The organism is uncultured Streptococcus sp. (genome assembly GCF_915066115.1).
Taxonomy (GTDB): domain Bacteria; phylum Bacillota; class Bacilli; order Lactobacillales; family Streptococcaceae; genus Streptococcus.
The window spans coordinates 1-14,942 of record NZ_CAJZDT010000032.1; the positions used below are offsets into that span (position 1 = coordinate 1).

The following is a 14,942-nucleotide window of genomic DNA, read 5'->3' on the forward strand; positions in this document are numbered from 1 at the left end:
TACCTCTCAAGTACAGCCTGCTGCTAGCTTCCTAGTTTGCTCTTTGATTTTCATTGAGTATTAGAATAACAATTATTGTTGTAATTAGCAACTATTATTTTACTGGAATAGTAGAATATATATTCAGTCAAGAGATTCTTAAATAGTTCACAAATTGAATAAGGTATATTTTTTTAGACTTATACATCAAATAAAAATAAATGGATTAAAACGAACGTTTATGGTATAATATTAGTAAATGATTCGCAAAAGAGGTTGAAAAATGAAGCTGTTAGTTGTCGGTTCGGGTGGTCGTGAGCATGCCATTGCTAAGAAGTTGCTTGAGTCAAAAGACGTTGAAAAAGTCTTTGTAGCTCCTGGGAATGACGGGATGACTCTGGATGGTCTGGAATTGGTAAATATCTCTATTTCCGAACATTCTAAATTGATTGAGTTTGCAAAGGCCAACGATATCGCATGGTCCTTCATTGGTCCAGATGACGCCCTTGCGGCTGGGATCGTGGATGATTTCCATGCAGCTGGTCTCAAAGCCTTTGGTCCGACAAGATTGGCAGCTGAGCTGGAGTGGTCCAAGGATTTTGCCAAGGAAATCATGGTCAAATACGGCGTTCCGACGGCAACCTATGGCACATTCTCAGACTTTGAGGAAGCCAAGGCCTATATCGAAAAGCATGGTGCGCCTATCGTAGTCAAGGCGGATGGCTTGGCGCTTGGGAAGGGTGTCGTCGTTGCGGAGACGGTTGAGCAAGCGGTCGAAGCCGCTCATGAGATGCTTTTGGACAATAAATTTGGTGACTCAGGTGCGCGTGTGGTCATCGAAGAATTCCTTGACGGAGAAGAGTTCTCTCTTTTTGCCTTTGTCAATGGCGATAAGTTCTACATCATGCCGACAGCGCAAGACCACAAACGTGCCTATGATGGCGATAAGGGACCTAATACAGGTGGTATGGGTGCCTATGCGCCACTTCCACATTTGCCACAGAGCGTGATTGACACAGCGGTTGATACTATTGTCAAGCCGGTTCTTGAAGGTATGATCAAAGAAGGTCGTCCTTATCTGGGTATCCTTTATGCAGGGCTTATCCTGACAGCAGATGGTCCTAAAGTCATCGAATTCAATGCTCGATTTGGAGATCCTGAAACGCAAATCATCTTGCCTCGTTTAACATCTGACTTTGCACAAAATATTACGGATATCCTCGATGGCAAGGAGCCAAACATCACTTGGACGGATAAGGGTGTGACTCTGGGCGTGGTTGTCGCGTCAAACGGCTACCCGCTAGACTATGAAAAAGGTGTTGAATTGCCAGCAAAAACCGAGGGAGATATCATCACCTACTATGCAGGGGCTAAGTTTTCGGAAAATAGCAGAGCACTGCTATCCAACGGCGGACGTGTTTATATGCTCGTCACCACAGCAGCCACTGTCAAAGAAGCCCAAGACACTATCTACCAAGAACTCGCCCAACAAAACACAGAAGGCCTCTTCTACCGAACTGATATAGGAAGCAAGGCAATTAAGTAAAGATATAAGAATAACGCGACAAAGTCGCCAAATACGATAATGGTCACCGTGGTGAAAAGACCGGAACAGTGAATGTTCCGGTCGGGGAAAACTTTGAGACCCTAGGCTCAAAGTTTAGGAATGAAACCGAAGGTTTGCTGCCGTCCCTCACAATCTAAGGTGATCGAAAAAAGAAAGAAAAAGAAAAATATGATTAAACCAATTATTTCCATCATCATGGGCTCAAAATCCGACTGGGCAACCATGCAAAAAACCGCCAAAGTCCTCGATCGCTTCGGTGTAGCCTACGAAAAGAAAGTTGTATCTGCTCACCGTACGCCAGACATTATGTTCAAGCATGCAGAAGAAGCCCGTAGCCGTGGTATTAAGGTTATCATCGCAGGCGCTGGAGGCGCAGCCCATTTGCCAGGTATGGTAGCAGCTAAAACTACTCTTCCAGTCATTGGTGTACCAGTCAAATCACGTGCCCTTAGTGGCGTGGACTCGCTCTACTCTATCGTTCAGATGCCGGGCGGTGTGCCTGTGGCAACCATGGCTATCGGGGACGCGGGTGCGACCAATGCGGCTCTCTTCGCCCTCCGTCTCCTCTCAGTAGAGGATCAGGCTATCGCGACAGCTTTGGCTGATTTCGCAGAGGAGCAAGGAAAAATCGCAGAGGAGTCTACAAATGAGCTCATCTAAAACAATCGGAATCATCGGTGGTGGGCAACTTGGTCAGATGATGGCCATTTCTGCTATCTACATGGGCCACAAGGTTATCGCGCTGGATCCTGCGGCGGATTGCCCAGCCTCTCGCGTGGCGGAAATCATCGTGGCTTCTTATAACGATGTGGAAGCTCTTCGTCAGCTGGCTGAGCGATGCGATGTCCTGACCTATGAGTTTGAAAATGTCGATGCTGACGGTTTGGATGTTGTTATCAAGGATGGACAACTCCCACAAGGGACAGACCTGCTCCGCATTTCTCAAAATCGTATTTTTGAAAAGGACTTTCTCTCAAATAAGGCACAAGTCACTGTGGCACCCTACAAGGTCGTGACTTCTAGCCAAGACTTGGCAGATATTGACCTATCGAAAAACTATGTCCTCAAGACGGCGACGGGTGGCTACGATGGGCATGGACAAAAGGTTATTCGTTCAGAAGCAGACTTGGCAGAAGCCTATGTGCTAGCAGACTCAGCAGACTGTGTCTTGGAAGAATTTGTCAACTTTGATCTTGAAATTTCTGTCATCGTATCAGGAAATGGCAAGGATGTGACAGTCTTCCCAGTTCAGGAAAATATACACCGCAACAACATTCTTTCAAAAACCATTGTGCCAGCTCGTATTTCTGATAGTCTAGCTGACAAAGCTAAAACTATGGCTGTGCAAATCGCAGAACAGCTTAATCTGTCTGGAACTCTTTGCGTGGAAATGTTTGCGACAGCTGATGACATCATCGCCAATGAAATCGCCCCACGTCCACACAACTCAGGGCACTACTCTATAGAAGCCTGCGACTTTTCTCAGTTTGATACTCATATCTTAGGCGTTCTGGGAGTACCGTTGCCAGAAATAAAATTATATGCTCCAGCTGTCATGCTCAACGTGCTCGGCCAACACGTCGAGGTTGCTGAAAAATATGTCGCAGAAAATCCAAGCGCCCACCTCCACATGTATGGTAAAATAGAAGCGAAGCACAACCGTAAGATGGGACATGTGACTTTGTTTAGTGATATGCCGGATAGTGTAGATGAGTTTGGGGAAGGGATAGATTTTTAGGACAAGCCTATGATACAAATTATTGTTAATGCTTTTGTAGAAAAAGATAAGATTGGAGCAGCCGTCGAAGTCGTGTATGCTAGTAGCAATCACGAAAAAGTGAAAGCTAAGTATGAAGAGCTGCTTGCTCAATACCCTGAAAATTATTTAGCAATTTATGACTTGCCACTGGATACAGACCTTAATTCATTGGAACATTACCCGTCTGTATGGATTGGGAAAGAAGAATTTGAATAATTTGGCTAATCAATGTTCTATGCTTTGTTTGCACATTGTGAAGTAGAAAAAGAAAGGAAAAATTAACAACATGATTGAACGTTACTCTCGCCCTGAGATGGCGAACATTTGGAGTGAAGAAAATAAATACCGTGCTTGGCTTGAGGTGGAAATCTTGGCTGATGAGGCATGGGCTGAGTTGGGGGAGATCCCTAAGGAAGATGTGGCTTTGATTCGCGAGAAAGCGGACTTTGACATCGACCGTATTTTGGAAATTGAGCAGGAGACTCGCCACGATGTGGTGGCTTTCACGCGTGCGGTTTCTGAGACTCTGGGTGAAGAGCGCAAGTGGGTCCACTATGGTTTGACCTCTACCGATGTGGTGGATACTGCCTATGGTTACCTTTACAAGCAGGCAAACGACATCATTCGTCGTGACCTTGAGAACTTCACCAACATCATCGCTGATAAGGCTAAGGAGCACAAGTTCACCATCATGATGGGTCGTACCCACGGTGTGCACGCTGAGCCGACGACTTTTGGTCTCAAGCTTGCGACTTGGTACAGCGAAATGAAGCGCAACATCGAGCGTTTCGAGCATGCGGCTGCTGGTGTGGAAGCTGGTAAGATTTCTGGTGCGGTTGGGAACTTTGCCAATATCCCACCGTTCGTAGAGCAATACGTCTGCGATAAGCTGGGTATTCGTGCCCAAGAAATCTCTACACAGGTCCTTCCTCGTGACCTTCACGCTGAGTACTTTGCAGTTCTTGCTAGCATCGCGACTTCAATCGAACGTATGGCGACTGAGATCCGTGGTCTGCAAAAATCTGAGCAACGCGAAGTGGAAGAATTCTTTGCTAAAGGGCAAAAAGGTTCATCTGCAATGCCGCACAAACGCAACCCTATCGGTTCTGAGAACATGACTGGTCTGGCGCGTGTTATCCGTGGTCATATGATTACAGCCTATGAAAATGTCGCTCTCTGGCATGAACGTGATATCTCCCACTCATCAGCTGAGCGTATCATCACACCAGATACGACTATTTTGATTGACTACATGCTCAACCGTTTTGGAAACATCGTTAAGAACTTGACTGTCTTCCCAGAAAACATGATCCGCAACATGAACTCTACATTTGGTTTGATTTTCAGCCAACGCGCTATGTTGACCTTGATTGAAAAAGGAATGACCCGTGAGCAAGCCTATGACTTGGTACAACCAAAAACAGCCTACTCTTGGGACAACCAAGTAGACTTTAAACCACTTCTTGAGGCAGATCCAGAAGTGACATCACGCCTCACACAAGAAGAAATCGACGAGATCTTTAACCCTCTTTATTACACTAAACGAGTGGATGATATCTTTGACCGTCTTGGACTAGGTGATTAATTAAAAAATAAACAGCGAGCTTCAATCTCGCTGTTTATTTTTTATCGAAAAAGACTTAGTCTTCTTTTCTTTTAGTGAGTCCATAGGCTGCTAGTGAGGCCATGAGTCCTGCGACTACTAGTCCTGCAGAATCGTGACTTCCTGTTTCAGGGAGTTGTTCTTCTGCTTTTGCTCTAGTTGGTTGGTTTGGACTTTCTAGTTTTGGTTTTTCTTCAGCAATAGCGGCTTGTCCGTTTTCACCACCTACATGTGTCACCATAGTTCCGACTTCGACTATTTGAGTAACAGCTTCCTGTGCTACGACACTATTTACAAGAGTTTTCACTTCCTTGCCATCAATAGTGTTCACAGAGTAGAAGTTCGTACGACGACCGTTGACACCTTTAGTAATGACTTGAGTTTTTCCTTTTAGCAAGAGTGGATTTTCACGAGTCACTGTGGTAAATGGAATTTCTTCTTCTTGGATATCCAGTCTAGGTTTTGTTTCTGCAACTGGAGCAAGATCATGTTCATCACCTACATGTGTTACCAGAGTTCCGACTTCAACAATTTGAGTAACTGCTTCTTTGGTTACAAGACTATCTACAAGTGTTTTCACTTCCTTGCCATCAACAGTGCTCACAGAGTAGAAGTTGCTACGATGTCCATTGACACCCTTAGTAATGACTTGCGTTTTTCCTTTGAGTAAGAGTGGATTTTCACGAGTAACAGTGGTAAATGGAATTTCTTCTTCTTGGATATCCAGTTTAGGTTTTACCTCAGTAGTTGGTGCAAGATCACTTTCATCACCCTTGTGAGTTACAGGAGCGCCGACTTCAACCACTTGGTTCACAGCTTCTTTGGTTACCTGGCTATCAAGGACTGTTTCTGTTGTTTTTCCATTTTCAGTGAGTACAGAGATGTAATGAGTTCGTTCACCTTTGACTCCTGCTGTGATAATATTTTCCTGACCAGCTGGGAGGTTAGGATTTTCTTTTTTGATAACTTCAAATGGAATTTCTTCAGTTCTTGTGATGAGTTCTGGACTGGTTTCAACATTGGCAGCCACTTCATTTTCATCCAGGCTTCCTGAGTGAGTTGCAGCTGGTTTGAGACCTAAGCGAGCAGCTTTTAGTTTGGCTACAAGTGTGTCAAGCTCAGCTTGTTTATTACGGTTGAGGTTGTAATTTAGAGCTGTTTTAGCTGCGTCAAGGGCCTCAAGACTTTTTTTACTATATCCTTCTAAGTTTTCAGGAATTTTTGCGATTTCTTCGCGGAGAGCATTATAATTAGCACGGAAGTAGTCTTTGTTGTGGTCTGCAAAGGCAGTCATGAGTTCAAAGATTTCCTCTTCCTTGTACTCAGCGCTTGGTCTATCTGCCCAGATAGCAAGCATACTTCCGACTGTTGGAAGGTCTACTTCAGGATATTTGGTAGAAGCTAGTTGATTGAATGGTGTTTTTCCAGTATTCTCAATAGCTTTTTTGAGGAAACCACCACCATCTTCTGGTTTTTGACCGAGAATGTAGTACCAGTCACCGTTGGTATTCAAGAACTTATAGCCCTTGCTTGCTAGGTATTGAGGTGATGCCAGGTTATAGCCCCACCATCCTTTAGACCAGTAAGAAATCAAGACATCTTTGTCAAACTGAACATCGTCCTTGTCCTCATAGTAGAAGCCATCGTTGAAGGCCATTGGTTGAAGCCCTCTTTCTTTGGCCATGGCAGCGAGGGTGTTGGCATATTCGGCAAACTTGCCATAGAGTTGATACCATTTGAGGTAGTACCAGCCTTGGGCACTAGTCGCGTCGTTAGCGTATTCGTCAGTACCAAAGTTGAAAATCTTTGTTTTACCTGCAAAGAAGTCCATGTATTTACCGATGAGGGCTTTTACAAAGTTCATCGCTTCTTCGTTTCTCAAGTCCATAGTTGTTTTGGAGACTTTGTCAAAGTGGGCTTGAGGATTTTTAATACCCAATTTTTCCATGGCAACCAGCATAGCATCCATGTGACCTGGACTGTTAATAGCTGGTATGAGACCGATGCCCTTAGATTTAGCGTATTCAATTAGTTCTGTCACTTCTGCCTGTGTAAGTGCAGTCCCGTTTGGATCATCGTAGTAAGCTTTTGTTCCTTGGATGATAGCATTTTTGACATCATCACTTGCATAGGTTTTTCCGTTGGCAGTGATGGTCATATCATCGAGTAGGAAGCGAAGTCCGTCATTTCCTAGAAGGAGATGAACATCAGAATATCCGAGCTCACTGGCCTTATCTACGATGCGTTTGAGTTGGTCAAGAGTAAAGTATTTGCGTCCAGCATCGATGGAGATTACCTTGTTTTTAGCAAGTTTTTCAACCTCACGTTTAGCATCTTCTTCTTTTTGAGCTTCAGGTGTGAAGGTCAAATTGCTAACTGCTTCTTGAAGTTTTGCAATTGCTTGGTCAATTGTGTCTTGTTGGGCACGGCTGAGGTTGCTATCAAGTGAACGGATGGCTTTTGCCGCTTCGTTAACCGCTGCGATGCTTTCTGCAGTATAACGGTTAAGGTCTTTTGGTACCTCGTTAAGTGCTTTTTCTGCAGACTCATAATCAGCTGCGAAGTATTCAGCGTTAGAATTTGCGAATTGACGCATGAGTTTGAAGAGGCGTGATGGTGAATAACGTGCAGATGGAGTGTCAGCCCAAGCAGCTACCATACCACCGATGATTGGGATATCAGCTCCTTCTGTTTTTGGTACAGAAGTGATTGGTGTGTTTTTAATACCATTGAGCCCCTGATCGAGATTGTACCAACCTTGGCCATCTGCATTTCGCCCAAGAACATAGTACCAAGCATCGTTAGTGTTTAGGATTTGGTGACCTTTTTCTACTAGAAGTTTAGAAGAAGCGACGTCGTAACCTCCCCAACCACCAGTCCACATTGAAACGATGATATCTTTGTCAAAAGTTCCGAAGCTAGTATCACTATTATAGTAGATGCCATCATTGAAGGCCATTGGTTTGAGACCGTGCGATTTTACAATACGAGCTAGGTCATTGGCGTAGGCAATAAATTTTTCATATCCTTTTACAGGGTAGCCTTCGTTTGGATAGTATTTATCAGCTTGAAGAACGCTCCAACCTTTAGCGTTTGTTGCATCATTGGCATATTCATCAAGTCCGATGTTGAAGATTTCAGTCTTTTTCGCGAAATAAGCAGCATACTTATCGATAAGGGCTTTTGTAAAAGCGACCGCTTGTTCGTTGTCAAGGTCTACAGTACGGGCTGATTCCTTCCCAAAATAGTTAAAGTTAGGGTTTTGGATTCCCAATTCTTTCATGGCATTGAGAATAGCATCCATGTGACCAGGACTATTTACTGTCGGAATGAGACCGATACCTTTATCTTTGGCATAGTTAATCAGATCTGTCATTTGACTTTCTGTTAAGTGATTGCCGTTTGGATCGTTATAATAATCATTTGTACCTTTTTCAATGGCACGTTTGACATCGTCACTGGCATAGGTCTTGCCGTTAGCTGTGATGCTCATATCGTCCAACATGAAGCGGAGCCCATCATTTCCAACTAATAGGTGTAAATCAGTGTAGCCATAATGTTTCGCTTTATCGATAATTTCCTTGAGTTGTTCTGGTGAGAAATATTTACGTCCAGCATCAATAGAAATAATTTTCTTTTTCGCTAGTTTTTCATTTACAGTTGCAGCACGTTCCTTTCCTGCATCTGTTGCCGGTTTGTCAGCCTCTGCTTTCGCTGCATCTTTTTTAGCATCTTTTTCAGCTGGTTTATCCTTGTCAGTCTTGTCTGTATTTGACTCTTTAGAATCAACCTCTTTCGCTTCTTCCTTTTTAGGGCTAGCTTCTTCTGCCTTTTTATTAGCAGTTTCTTTTTCAGCAGAAGTTGGAGTTACCACTTCTGTTTTATCACTAGGAGTTGAACTAACTTCCTCTTGTGGTTTTTCTTCTGTTTTTGGAAGACTAGCTACCTTATCAGCAGCTGGAATTTCTGTTTCTACAGTTTTTGGAGCTTCTGGTTGAAGCTCTGCTTTAGGTGTTTCCTCAGTCCGATTTTCGGATGATTGAGGGGAATCAGAAACCGTATGGATGGTCGGTTGGTTTTCTGTAGTAGTAGGAGTAACTCCATCGGCTGTAACAGTCTGTGCTTGGAAGGCGAATCCAATTAGAACAGAAGCTGCTCCTACAGCGTATTTACGAATAGAAAAACGCTGTTGTTTTTCATGTTTCATTGCAAAACCTCCTGATTGCATTGTTATATTGATAGCGTTTACATAAATCAACACCTTTATTTTATTTCTTATATTAACGAGAGTCAAGAGGAGATGACAAAAAACTATAATAAGTATAAAAAAATATAAAATTTAAACTTAAGATTTCAGATTGGTCGGAAAAGATACATATATATATCTAGTAGAATCTTTTTGGTTCTATTTCTATAAAATATTCCACAAATTATAGAATCTTCCAAAAATAGGTAAGCGCTACCTTTTTGGTGTGGTATAATAAGTATAGAAAAAGCCCAAGCGCTTAGGCTCAGGCTTTCTTCTTAGTGATCACGGTCACATGAAATGAATTTGATTTTGTAGTAATCCGCTCGTTTATATGTTTCGCTGTATGCGAGAACTTGACCAGTAGACTCTAGTTTAGTAGTCTTGGTTTGTAAAACGGTTGGGAATTGTTCATCGACTCCGAGGATCGAAGCCGCATGTTCTGGAGTTGGAAATGCTATTTCATTGATTTCTTCAAAATGTTCATCATTCATGTGAATGTGGTAATCCAATTTGAAACGGTTATAGATAGAGCTATAATATTCAAGATTTGGATAATTTGCGTTGATGTATTGTTCTGGAATGTAAGATGTATGGTAGATGTAGACAACACCACCTGTTTCGCGTACGCGTTCAATCTTGTAGTAGAACTGATCTCCGCGTAGTCCGAGTTTTTCTAAGTAGCTTAGTTTGTTTCCACGCTCAATAGAAAGGACGGTAACTTTATCATCTTTAGTTTCAAAAACTTCTACATCTGAAAACTCAACGAGTTTATGTTTGCGTGCGCGTGAAACGAATGTACCCTTTCCTTGTTGGCGGACAATATAGCCATCCTTGGCAAGGTCGTTTAAGGCACGAACAACTGTGATAGAACTTACATCATACATTGCAATCAATTCAGCTTCAGTGTAGAATTTATCTCCACTAGCAAATTGACCAGAAATGATTTTGTTCTTTAACTCATCTTTAATATATTGATACTTTGGAATTGCCATATTTTCACCTCGATTTTCCTTCTCCGTTAAAGATTTTACCATAAAACTGGAAAGAATAGTAGCCTTTTGAATAAAAAATTAGAATAATAGGCTATAAGGTTAATTTACATAGGAATAAATAGAAAAATCTACATTTTTATACATGGTGCTAAAATGTTGTTATGACTATAGATTACGAGATTTTTATAAGTTTTTTGTGTAAAATTTAGTGAAAAATGAAAAAAATCGTGAAAACCTATTGACAAATGCAAGATATTGAGATATATTTACTATATCAACAAATGAAAGCGTAAACTTTAATTGTCAGAAGGTAAGAATATGACACGATTTGAGATACGGGATGATTTTTATCTCGATGGAAAATCATTTAAGATTTTATCTGGCGCCATTCATTATTTTAGGGTTCCTCCAGAAGATTGGTATCATTCGCTCTATAACTTGAAGGCTCTTGGTTTTAATACAGTAGAGACTTATGTGGCTTGGAATTTACACGAGCCTCGTGAGGGTGAATTTCACTTTGAAGGGGCTCTGGATTTGGAGCGATTTCTTCAGACAGCACAAGATTTAGGTCTCTATGCGATTGTTCGTCCGTCACCCTTCATCTGTGCGGAGTGGGAATTCGGTGGTTTACCAGCTTGGCTTTTAACCAAAGATATGAGGCTTCGTTCCTCAGATCCTGCTTATATTGAAGCTGTCGGTCGCTATTATGACCAGCTCTTGTCACGGTTGGTTCCACATTTGTTGGACAATGGTGGCAACATCCTCATGATGCAGGTTGAAAATGAGTATGGTTCTTATGGAGAAGATAAGGCTTATCTAAGAGCCATTCGACAGTTGATGGAAGAGCGTGGCGTAACCTGTCCCCTCTTTACATCAGATGGTCCATGGCGAGCTACTCTGAAAGCTGGAACCTTAATCGAAGATGACCTCTTTGTGACAGGGAACTTTGGTTCTAAGGCACCTTATAACTTTTCACAGATGCAGGAATTCTTTGATGAGCATGGTAAGAAATGGCCACTCATGTGTATGGAGTTCTGGGATGGCTGGTTCAATCGTTGGAAAGAACCGATTATCACACGGGATCCGAAAGAATTGGCAGAAGCTGTTCGAGAGGTATTGGAGCAAGGCTCTATTAACCTTTACATGTTCCACGGTGGTACAAACTTCGGATTCATGAATGGTTGCTCGGCTCGAGGAACTTTGGACCTACCACAAGTTACATCTTATGATTACGATGCCCTTCTGGATGAAGAAGGAAATCCAACTGCCAAATATCTGGCAGTCAAGAAGATGATGGCAACACATTTCCCAGAGTATCCGCAGTTAGAACCGCTCTACAAAGAGAGTATGGAGTTGGATGCTATTCCACTAGTTGAAAAAGTTTCCTTGTTTGAAACCTTGGATAGCTTGTCAAGTCCAGTAGAAAGCCTCTATCCTAAAAAGATGGAGGAGTTGGGACAAAGTTATGGCTACCTACTCTACCGAACAGAAACAAACTGGGATGCAGAAGAAGAAAGACTTCGTATCATTGACGGTCGAGATAGGGCTCAGCTTTATGTCGATGGTCAGTGGGTCGAAACCCAATATCAGACAGAGATTGGGGAAGATATTTTTTATCAAGGTGAAAAGAAAGCGCTGTCTAGATTGGATATCTTGGTAGAAAATATGGGGCGTGTCAACTATGGACACAAGTTCTTAGCAGATACGCAACGTAAGGGAATTCGGACAGGGGTTTGTAAGGATTTGCACTTCTTACTAAACTGGAAACACTATCCACTTCCTCTAGACAATCCTGAGAAAATTGATTTTTCAAAAGGATGGGCAGAAGGACAACCAGCCTTTTACGCTTATGACTTTACAGTCCAAGAGCCAAAAGATACTTACCTAGACTTGTCTGAGTTTGGTAAGGGAGTTGCCTTTGTCAATGGGCAGAACCTAGGACGTTTTTGGAACGTCGGCCCAACCCTCTCGCTTTATATTCCTCATAGCTATCTAAAGGAAGGTGCTAACCGCATCATTATCTTTGAAACAGAAGGTGAATATAAAGAAGAGATTCATTTAACTCGTAAACCTACACTAAAACACATAAAGGGGGAAAACTTATGACAATTGTAGGATGCCGTATCGATGGACGTTTGATCCACGGACAAGTAGCCAATCTATGGGCTGGAAAACTAAATGTTTCACGTATTATGGTTGTGGATGACGAAGTTGTCAACAACGACGTTGAAAAGAGTGGTTTGAAACTCGCGACACCACCAGGTGTGAAATTGAGTATTTTGCCAATTGAAAAAGCGGCAGCCAATATTCTTGCTGGTAAATATGATAGCCAACGTCTCTTTATCGTGGCTCGTAAACCAGACCGCTTCCTTGGTTTGGTCGAAGCAGGTGTACCACTTGAAACCCTTAATGTTGGGAATATGTCTCAAACACCAGAAACTCGTTCTATTACACGTTCTATTAACGTAGTAGACAAGGATGTGGAAGATTTCCGCAAACTAGCAGAAAAAGGTGTTAAATTAACTGCTCAAATGGTTCCAAATGATCCAGTTTCAGACTTTTTGAGCTTATTAAAATAGGAAAAAATTTTTAGGAGGTCATTGTTATGATACAATGGTGGCAAATTTTACTTCTCACTTTGTACTCAGCTTATCAAATCTGTGATGAGTTGACGATCGTTTCATCTGCAGGTTCCCCTGTATTTGCTGGTTTCATTACTGGTTTAATTATGGGAGATGTGACTACTGGTCTGCTTATCGGTGGTAACTTGCAACTGTTCGTTCTTGGGGTTGGTACCTTCGGTGGTGCTTCTCGTATCGACGCAACTTCTGGTGCGGTTCTTGCGACAGCCTTCTCTGTTTCACAAGGAATTGATGCATCACTGGCGATTACAACAATCGCTGTGCCAGTAGCAGCTCTCTTGACTTACTTCGACGTTCTTGGACGTATGACAACTACTTTCTTCGCTCACCGTGTGGATGCTGCAATCGAACGCTTTGACTATAAAGGTATTGAACGCAACTACTTGCTTGGTGCGATTCCTTGGGCTCTATCTCGTGCCCTTCCAGTCTTCTTTGCCCTTGCTTTTGGTGGTGCCTTCGTACAATCAGTGGTAGACTTCGTTGAAGCCTACAAATGGGTTGCAGATGGCTTGACACTTGCAGGACGTATGCTTCCAGGTCTTGGATTTGCAATCTTGCTTCGTTACCTTCCAGTTAAACGTAACCTTCACTACCTTGCTATGGGATTTGGTTTGACAGCTATGTTGACAGTTCTTTACTCATATGTAACAGGTCTTGGTGGCGCTGTTGCAGGTATTATCGGTACTCTACCTAAAGATGTTGCTGAAAAAATTGGTTTCGTGAACAACTTCAAAGGATTGTCTATGATTGGTATCTCTATCGTAGGTATCTTCCTAGCAGTGCTTCACTTCAAAAATAGCCAAAAAGTAGCTGTAGCAGCACCTTCTACACCATCAGAAAGTGGGGAAATCGAAGATGACGAATTCTAATTACAAACTTACAAAAGAAGATTTTAATCAAATCAACAAACGTAGCTTGTTTACTTTCCAATTGGGTTGGAACTACGAACGTATGCAAGCTTCTGGTTACCTTTACATGATCCTGCCTCAGTTGCGTAAAATGTATGGGGATGGCACTCCTGAATTGAAAGAAATGATGAAAGTTCATACTCAATTCTTCAATACTTCACCATTCTTCCACACAATTATCGCTGGTTTTGACCTTGCCATGGAAGAAAAAGATGGTGTAGGTTCAAAAGATGCCGTTAACGGTATCAAGACAGGTTTGATGGGACCATTCGCTCCTCTTGGAGATACGATCTTTGGTTCACTTGTACCTGCTATTATGGGATCTATCGCAGCAACTATGGCTATCGCTGGCCAACCATGGGGAATCTTCCTTTGGATTGCAGTTGCATTTGTTTATGATATCTTCCGTTGGAAACAGTTAGAATTTGCCTACAAAGAAGGGGTTAACCTTATCAACAACATGCAAAGTACTTTGACAGCTTTGATTGACGCTGCATCTGTACTTGGTGTCTTCATGATGGGTGCTCTTGTAGCAACAATGATCAACTTTGAAGTTTCTTATAAATTGCCAATCGGTGAAAAGATGATTGACTTCCAAGATATCTTGAACTCAATCTTCCCACGCTTGCTTCCAGCAATCTTTACTGCCTTTATCTTCTGGTTGCTTGGTAAGAAAGGTATGAACTCTACAAAAGCAATTGGTATCATCATTGCTCTTGCATTAGGTCTTTCATTCATCGGTAAATTCTTGCTTGGAATGGGCGCATAATTTATGGCTAAATCATTAATTTTGGTGAGTCATGGTCGTTTCTGTGAAGAGCTTAAAGGTAGCACTGAAATGATCATGGGTCCACAAGACAATATTCATGCAGTGGCTCTTCTTCCAGAAGATGGTCCAGAAGAATTTACTGCAAAATTTGAAGCAGCTATTGAAGGATTGGATGATTTCCTAGTCTTTGCGGATCTTCTCGGTGGAACACCATGTAACGTGGTAAGCCGTTTGATCATGGAAGGTCGTGATATTGATCTTTACGCAGGGATGAATCTTCCAATGGTAATTGAATTTATCAATGCGAGCCTTACAGGTGCAGATGCGGACTATAAGAGCCGTGCTGCAGAAAGCATTGTGAAAGTTAATGACCTATTAGCTGGCTTCGATGATGACGAAGATGAATAATACTCTTCGAAAATCAAATTCAAACCACGTCAACGTCGCCTTGCCGGACTCAAGTACAGCCTGCGG

General features: G+C 42.4%; 12 protein-coding genes. 10 read left to right on the plus strand and 2 right to left on the minus strand.

Going from position 1 to position 14,942, the window contains the following annotated elements; translation table 11 throughout:
• The first annotated feature begins 262 nt into the window (after window positions 1-262).
• From purD to purB, 5 genes are all read left to right on the plus strand, one after another.
• A complete protein-coding gene (gene purD / locus QZ565_RS03655; protein WP_295525761.1) occupies window positions 263-1,525 on the plus strand; it encodes a phosphoribosylamine--glycine ligase in 1,263 nt (420 codons plus the stop codon).
• Between the two features lie 192 nt (window positions 1,526-1,717).
• Window positions 1,718-2,206: a 5-(carboxyamino)imidazole ribonucleotide mutase gene (gene purE / locus QZ565_RS03660; RefSeq protein WP_295525789.1), complete on the plus strand. Its 489-nt coding sequence runs from the start codon at window positions 1,718-1,720 to the stop codon at window positions 2,204-2,206.
• Window positions 2,193-3,284 (plus strand): 5-(carboxyamino)imidazole ribonucleotide synthase, encoded by a 1,092-nt coding sequence (purK, locus tag QZ565_RS03665; RefSeq protein ID WP_295525764.1) that lies wholly within the window; start codon window positions 2,193-2,195, stop codon window positions 3,282-3,284. Before purE ends, purK begins: the two co-directional genes overlap by 14 nt.
• A 9-nt stretch (window positions 3,285-3,293) precedes the next feature.
• A complete protein-coding gene (locus QZ565_RS03670; RefSeq protein WP_295525767.1) occupies window positions 3,294-3,521 on the plus strand; it encodes a phosphoribosylaminoimidazole carboxylase in 228 nt (75 codons plus the stop codon).
• A 70-nt stretch (window positions 3,522-3,591) separates the two neighbouring features.
• Entirely contained in the window at window positions 3,592-4,890 is a 1,299-nt protein-coding gene (gene purB / locus QZ565_RS03675) for an adenylosuccinate lyase (RefSeq protein WP_295525770.1), read from the plus strand.
• Window positions 4,891-4,945: 55 nt separating this feature from the next.
• Here the strand turns inward: purB and strH are convergent, their stop codons facing one another.
• Both strH and QZ565_RS03685 read right to left on the minus strand, forming a co-directional pair.
• A complete protein-coding gene (gene strH / locus QZ565_RS03680; protein ID WP_295525773.1) occupies window positions 4,946-9,115 on the minus strand; it encodes an LPXTG-anchored beta-N-acetylhexosaminidase StrH in 4,170 nt (1,389 codons plus the stop codon).
• A 317-nt stretch (window positions 9,116-9,432) separates the two neighbouring features.
• Complete coding sequence (locus QZ565_RS03685; RefSeq protein ID WP_001007193.1) at window positions 9,433-10,149, minus strand: GntR family transcriptional regulator; 717 nt, start codon at window positions 10,147-10,149, stop codon at window positions 9,433-9,435.
• A 318-nt stretch (window positions 10,150-10,467) separates the two neighbouring features.
• Here QZ565_RS03685 and QZ565_RS03690 point away from each other — a divergent pair, with 318 nt between their 5' ends.
• Genes QZ565_RS03690 through QZ565_RS03710 form a run of 5 tightly spaced genes read left to right on the plus strand, consistent with a single transcriptional unit; the run spans window position 10,468 to window position 14,876 of the window.
• Window positions 10,468-12,255, plus strand: a complete 1,788-nt coding sequence (locus QZ565_RS03690) for a beta-galactosidase (RefSeq protein WP_247935111.1) — start codon at window positions 10,468-10,470, stop codon at window positions 12,253-12,255.
• Window positions 12,252-12,728: a PTS system mannose/fructose/N-acetylgalactosamine-transporter subunit IIB gene (locus tag QZ565_RS03695; protein WP_000156975.1), complete on the plus strand. Its 477-nt coding sequence runs from the start codon at window positions 12,252-12,254 to the stop codon at window positions 12,726-12,728. Before QZ565_RS03690 ends, QZ565_RS03695 begins: the two co-directional genes overlap by 4 nt.
• A gap of 26 nt (window positions 12,729-12,754) precedes the next feature.
• On the plus strand, window positions 12,755-13,660 hold the full coding sequence (locus QZ565_RS03700; RefSeq protein ID WP_000617009.1) for a PTS mannose/fructose/sorbose/N-acetylgalactosamine transporter subunit IIC: 906 nt from the start codon (window positions 12,755-12,757) through the stop codon (window positions 13,658-13,660).
• The gene (locus QZ565_RS03705) at window positions 13,647-14,468 is read left to right on the plus strand and encodes a PTS system mannose/fructose/sorbose family transporter subunit IID (protein ID WP_070479623.1); all 822 of its coding nucleotides are present in this window, start codon (window positions 13,647-13,649) and stop codon (window positions 14,466-14,468) included. Before QZ565_RS03700 ends, QZ565_RS03705 begins: the two co-directional genes overlap by 14 nt.
• 3 nt (window positions 14,469-14,471) lie before the next feature.
• A complete protein-coding gene (locus QZ565_RS03710) occupies window positions 14,472-14,876 on the plus strand; it encodes a PTS sugar transporter subunit IIA (protein WP_001129932.1) in 405 nt (134 codons plus the stop codon).
• The last annotated feature ends 66 nt before the right edge of the window (window positions 14,877-14,942 follow it).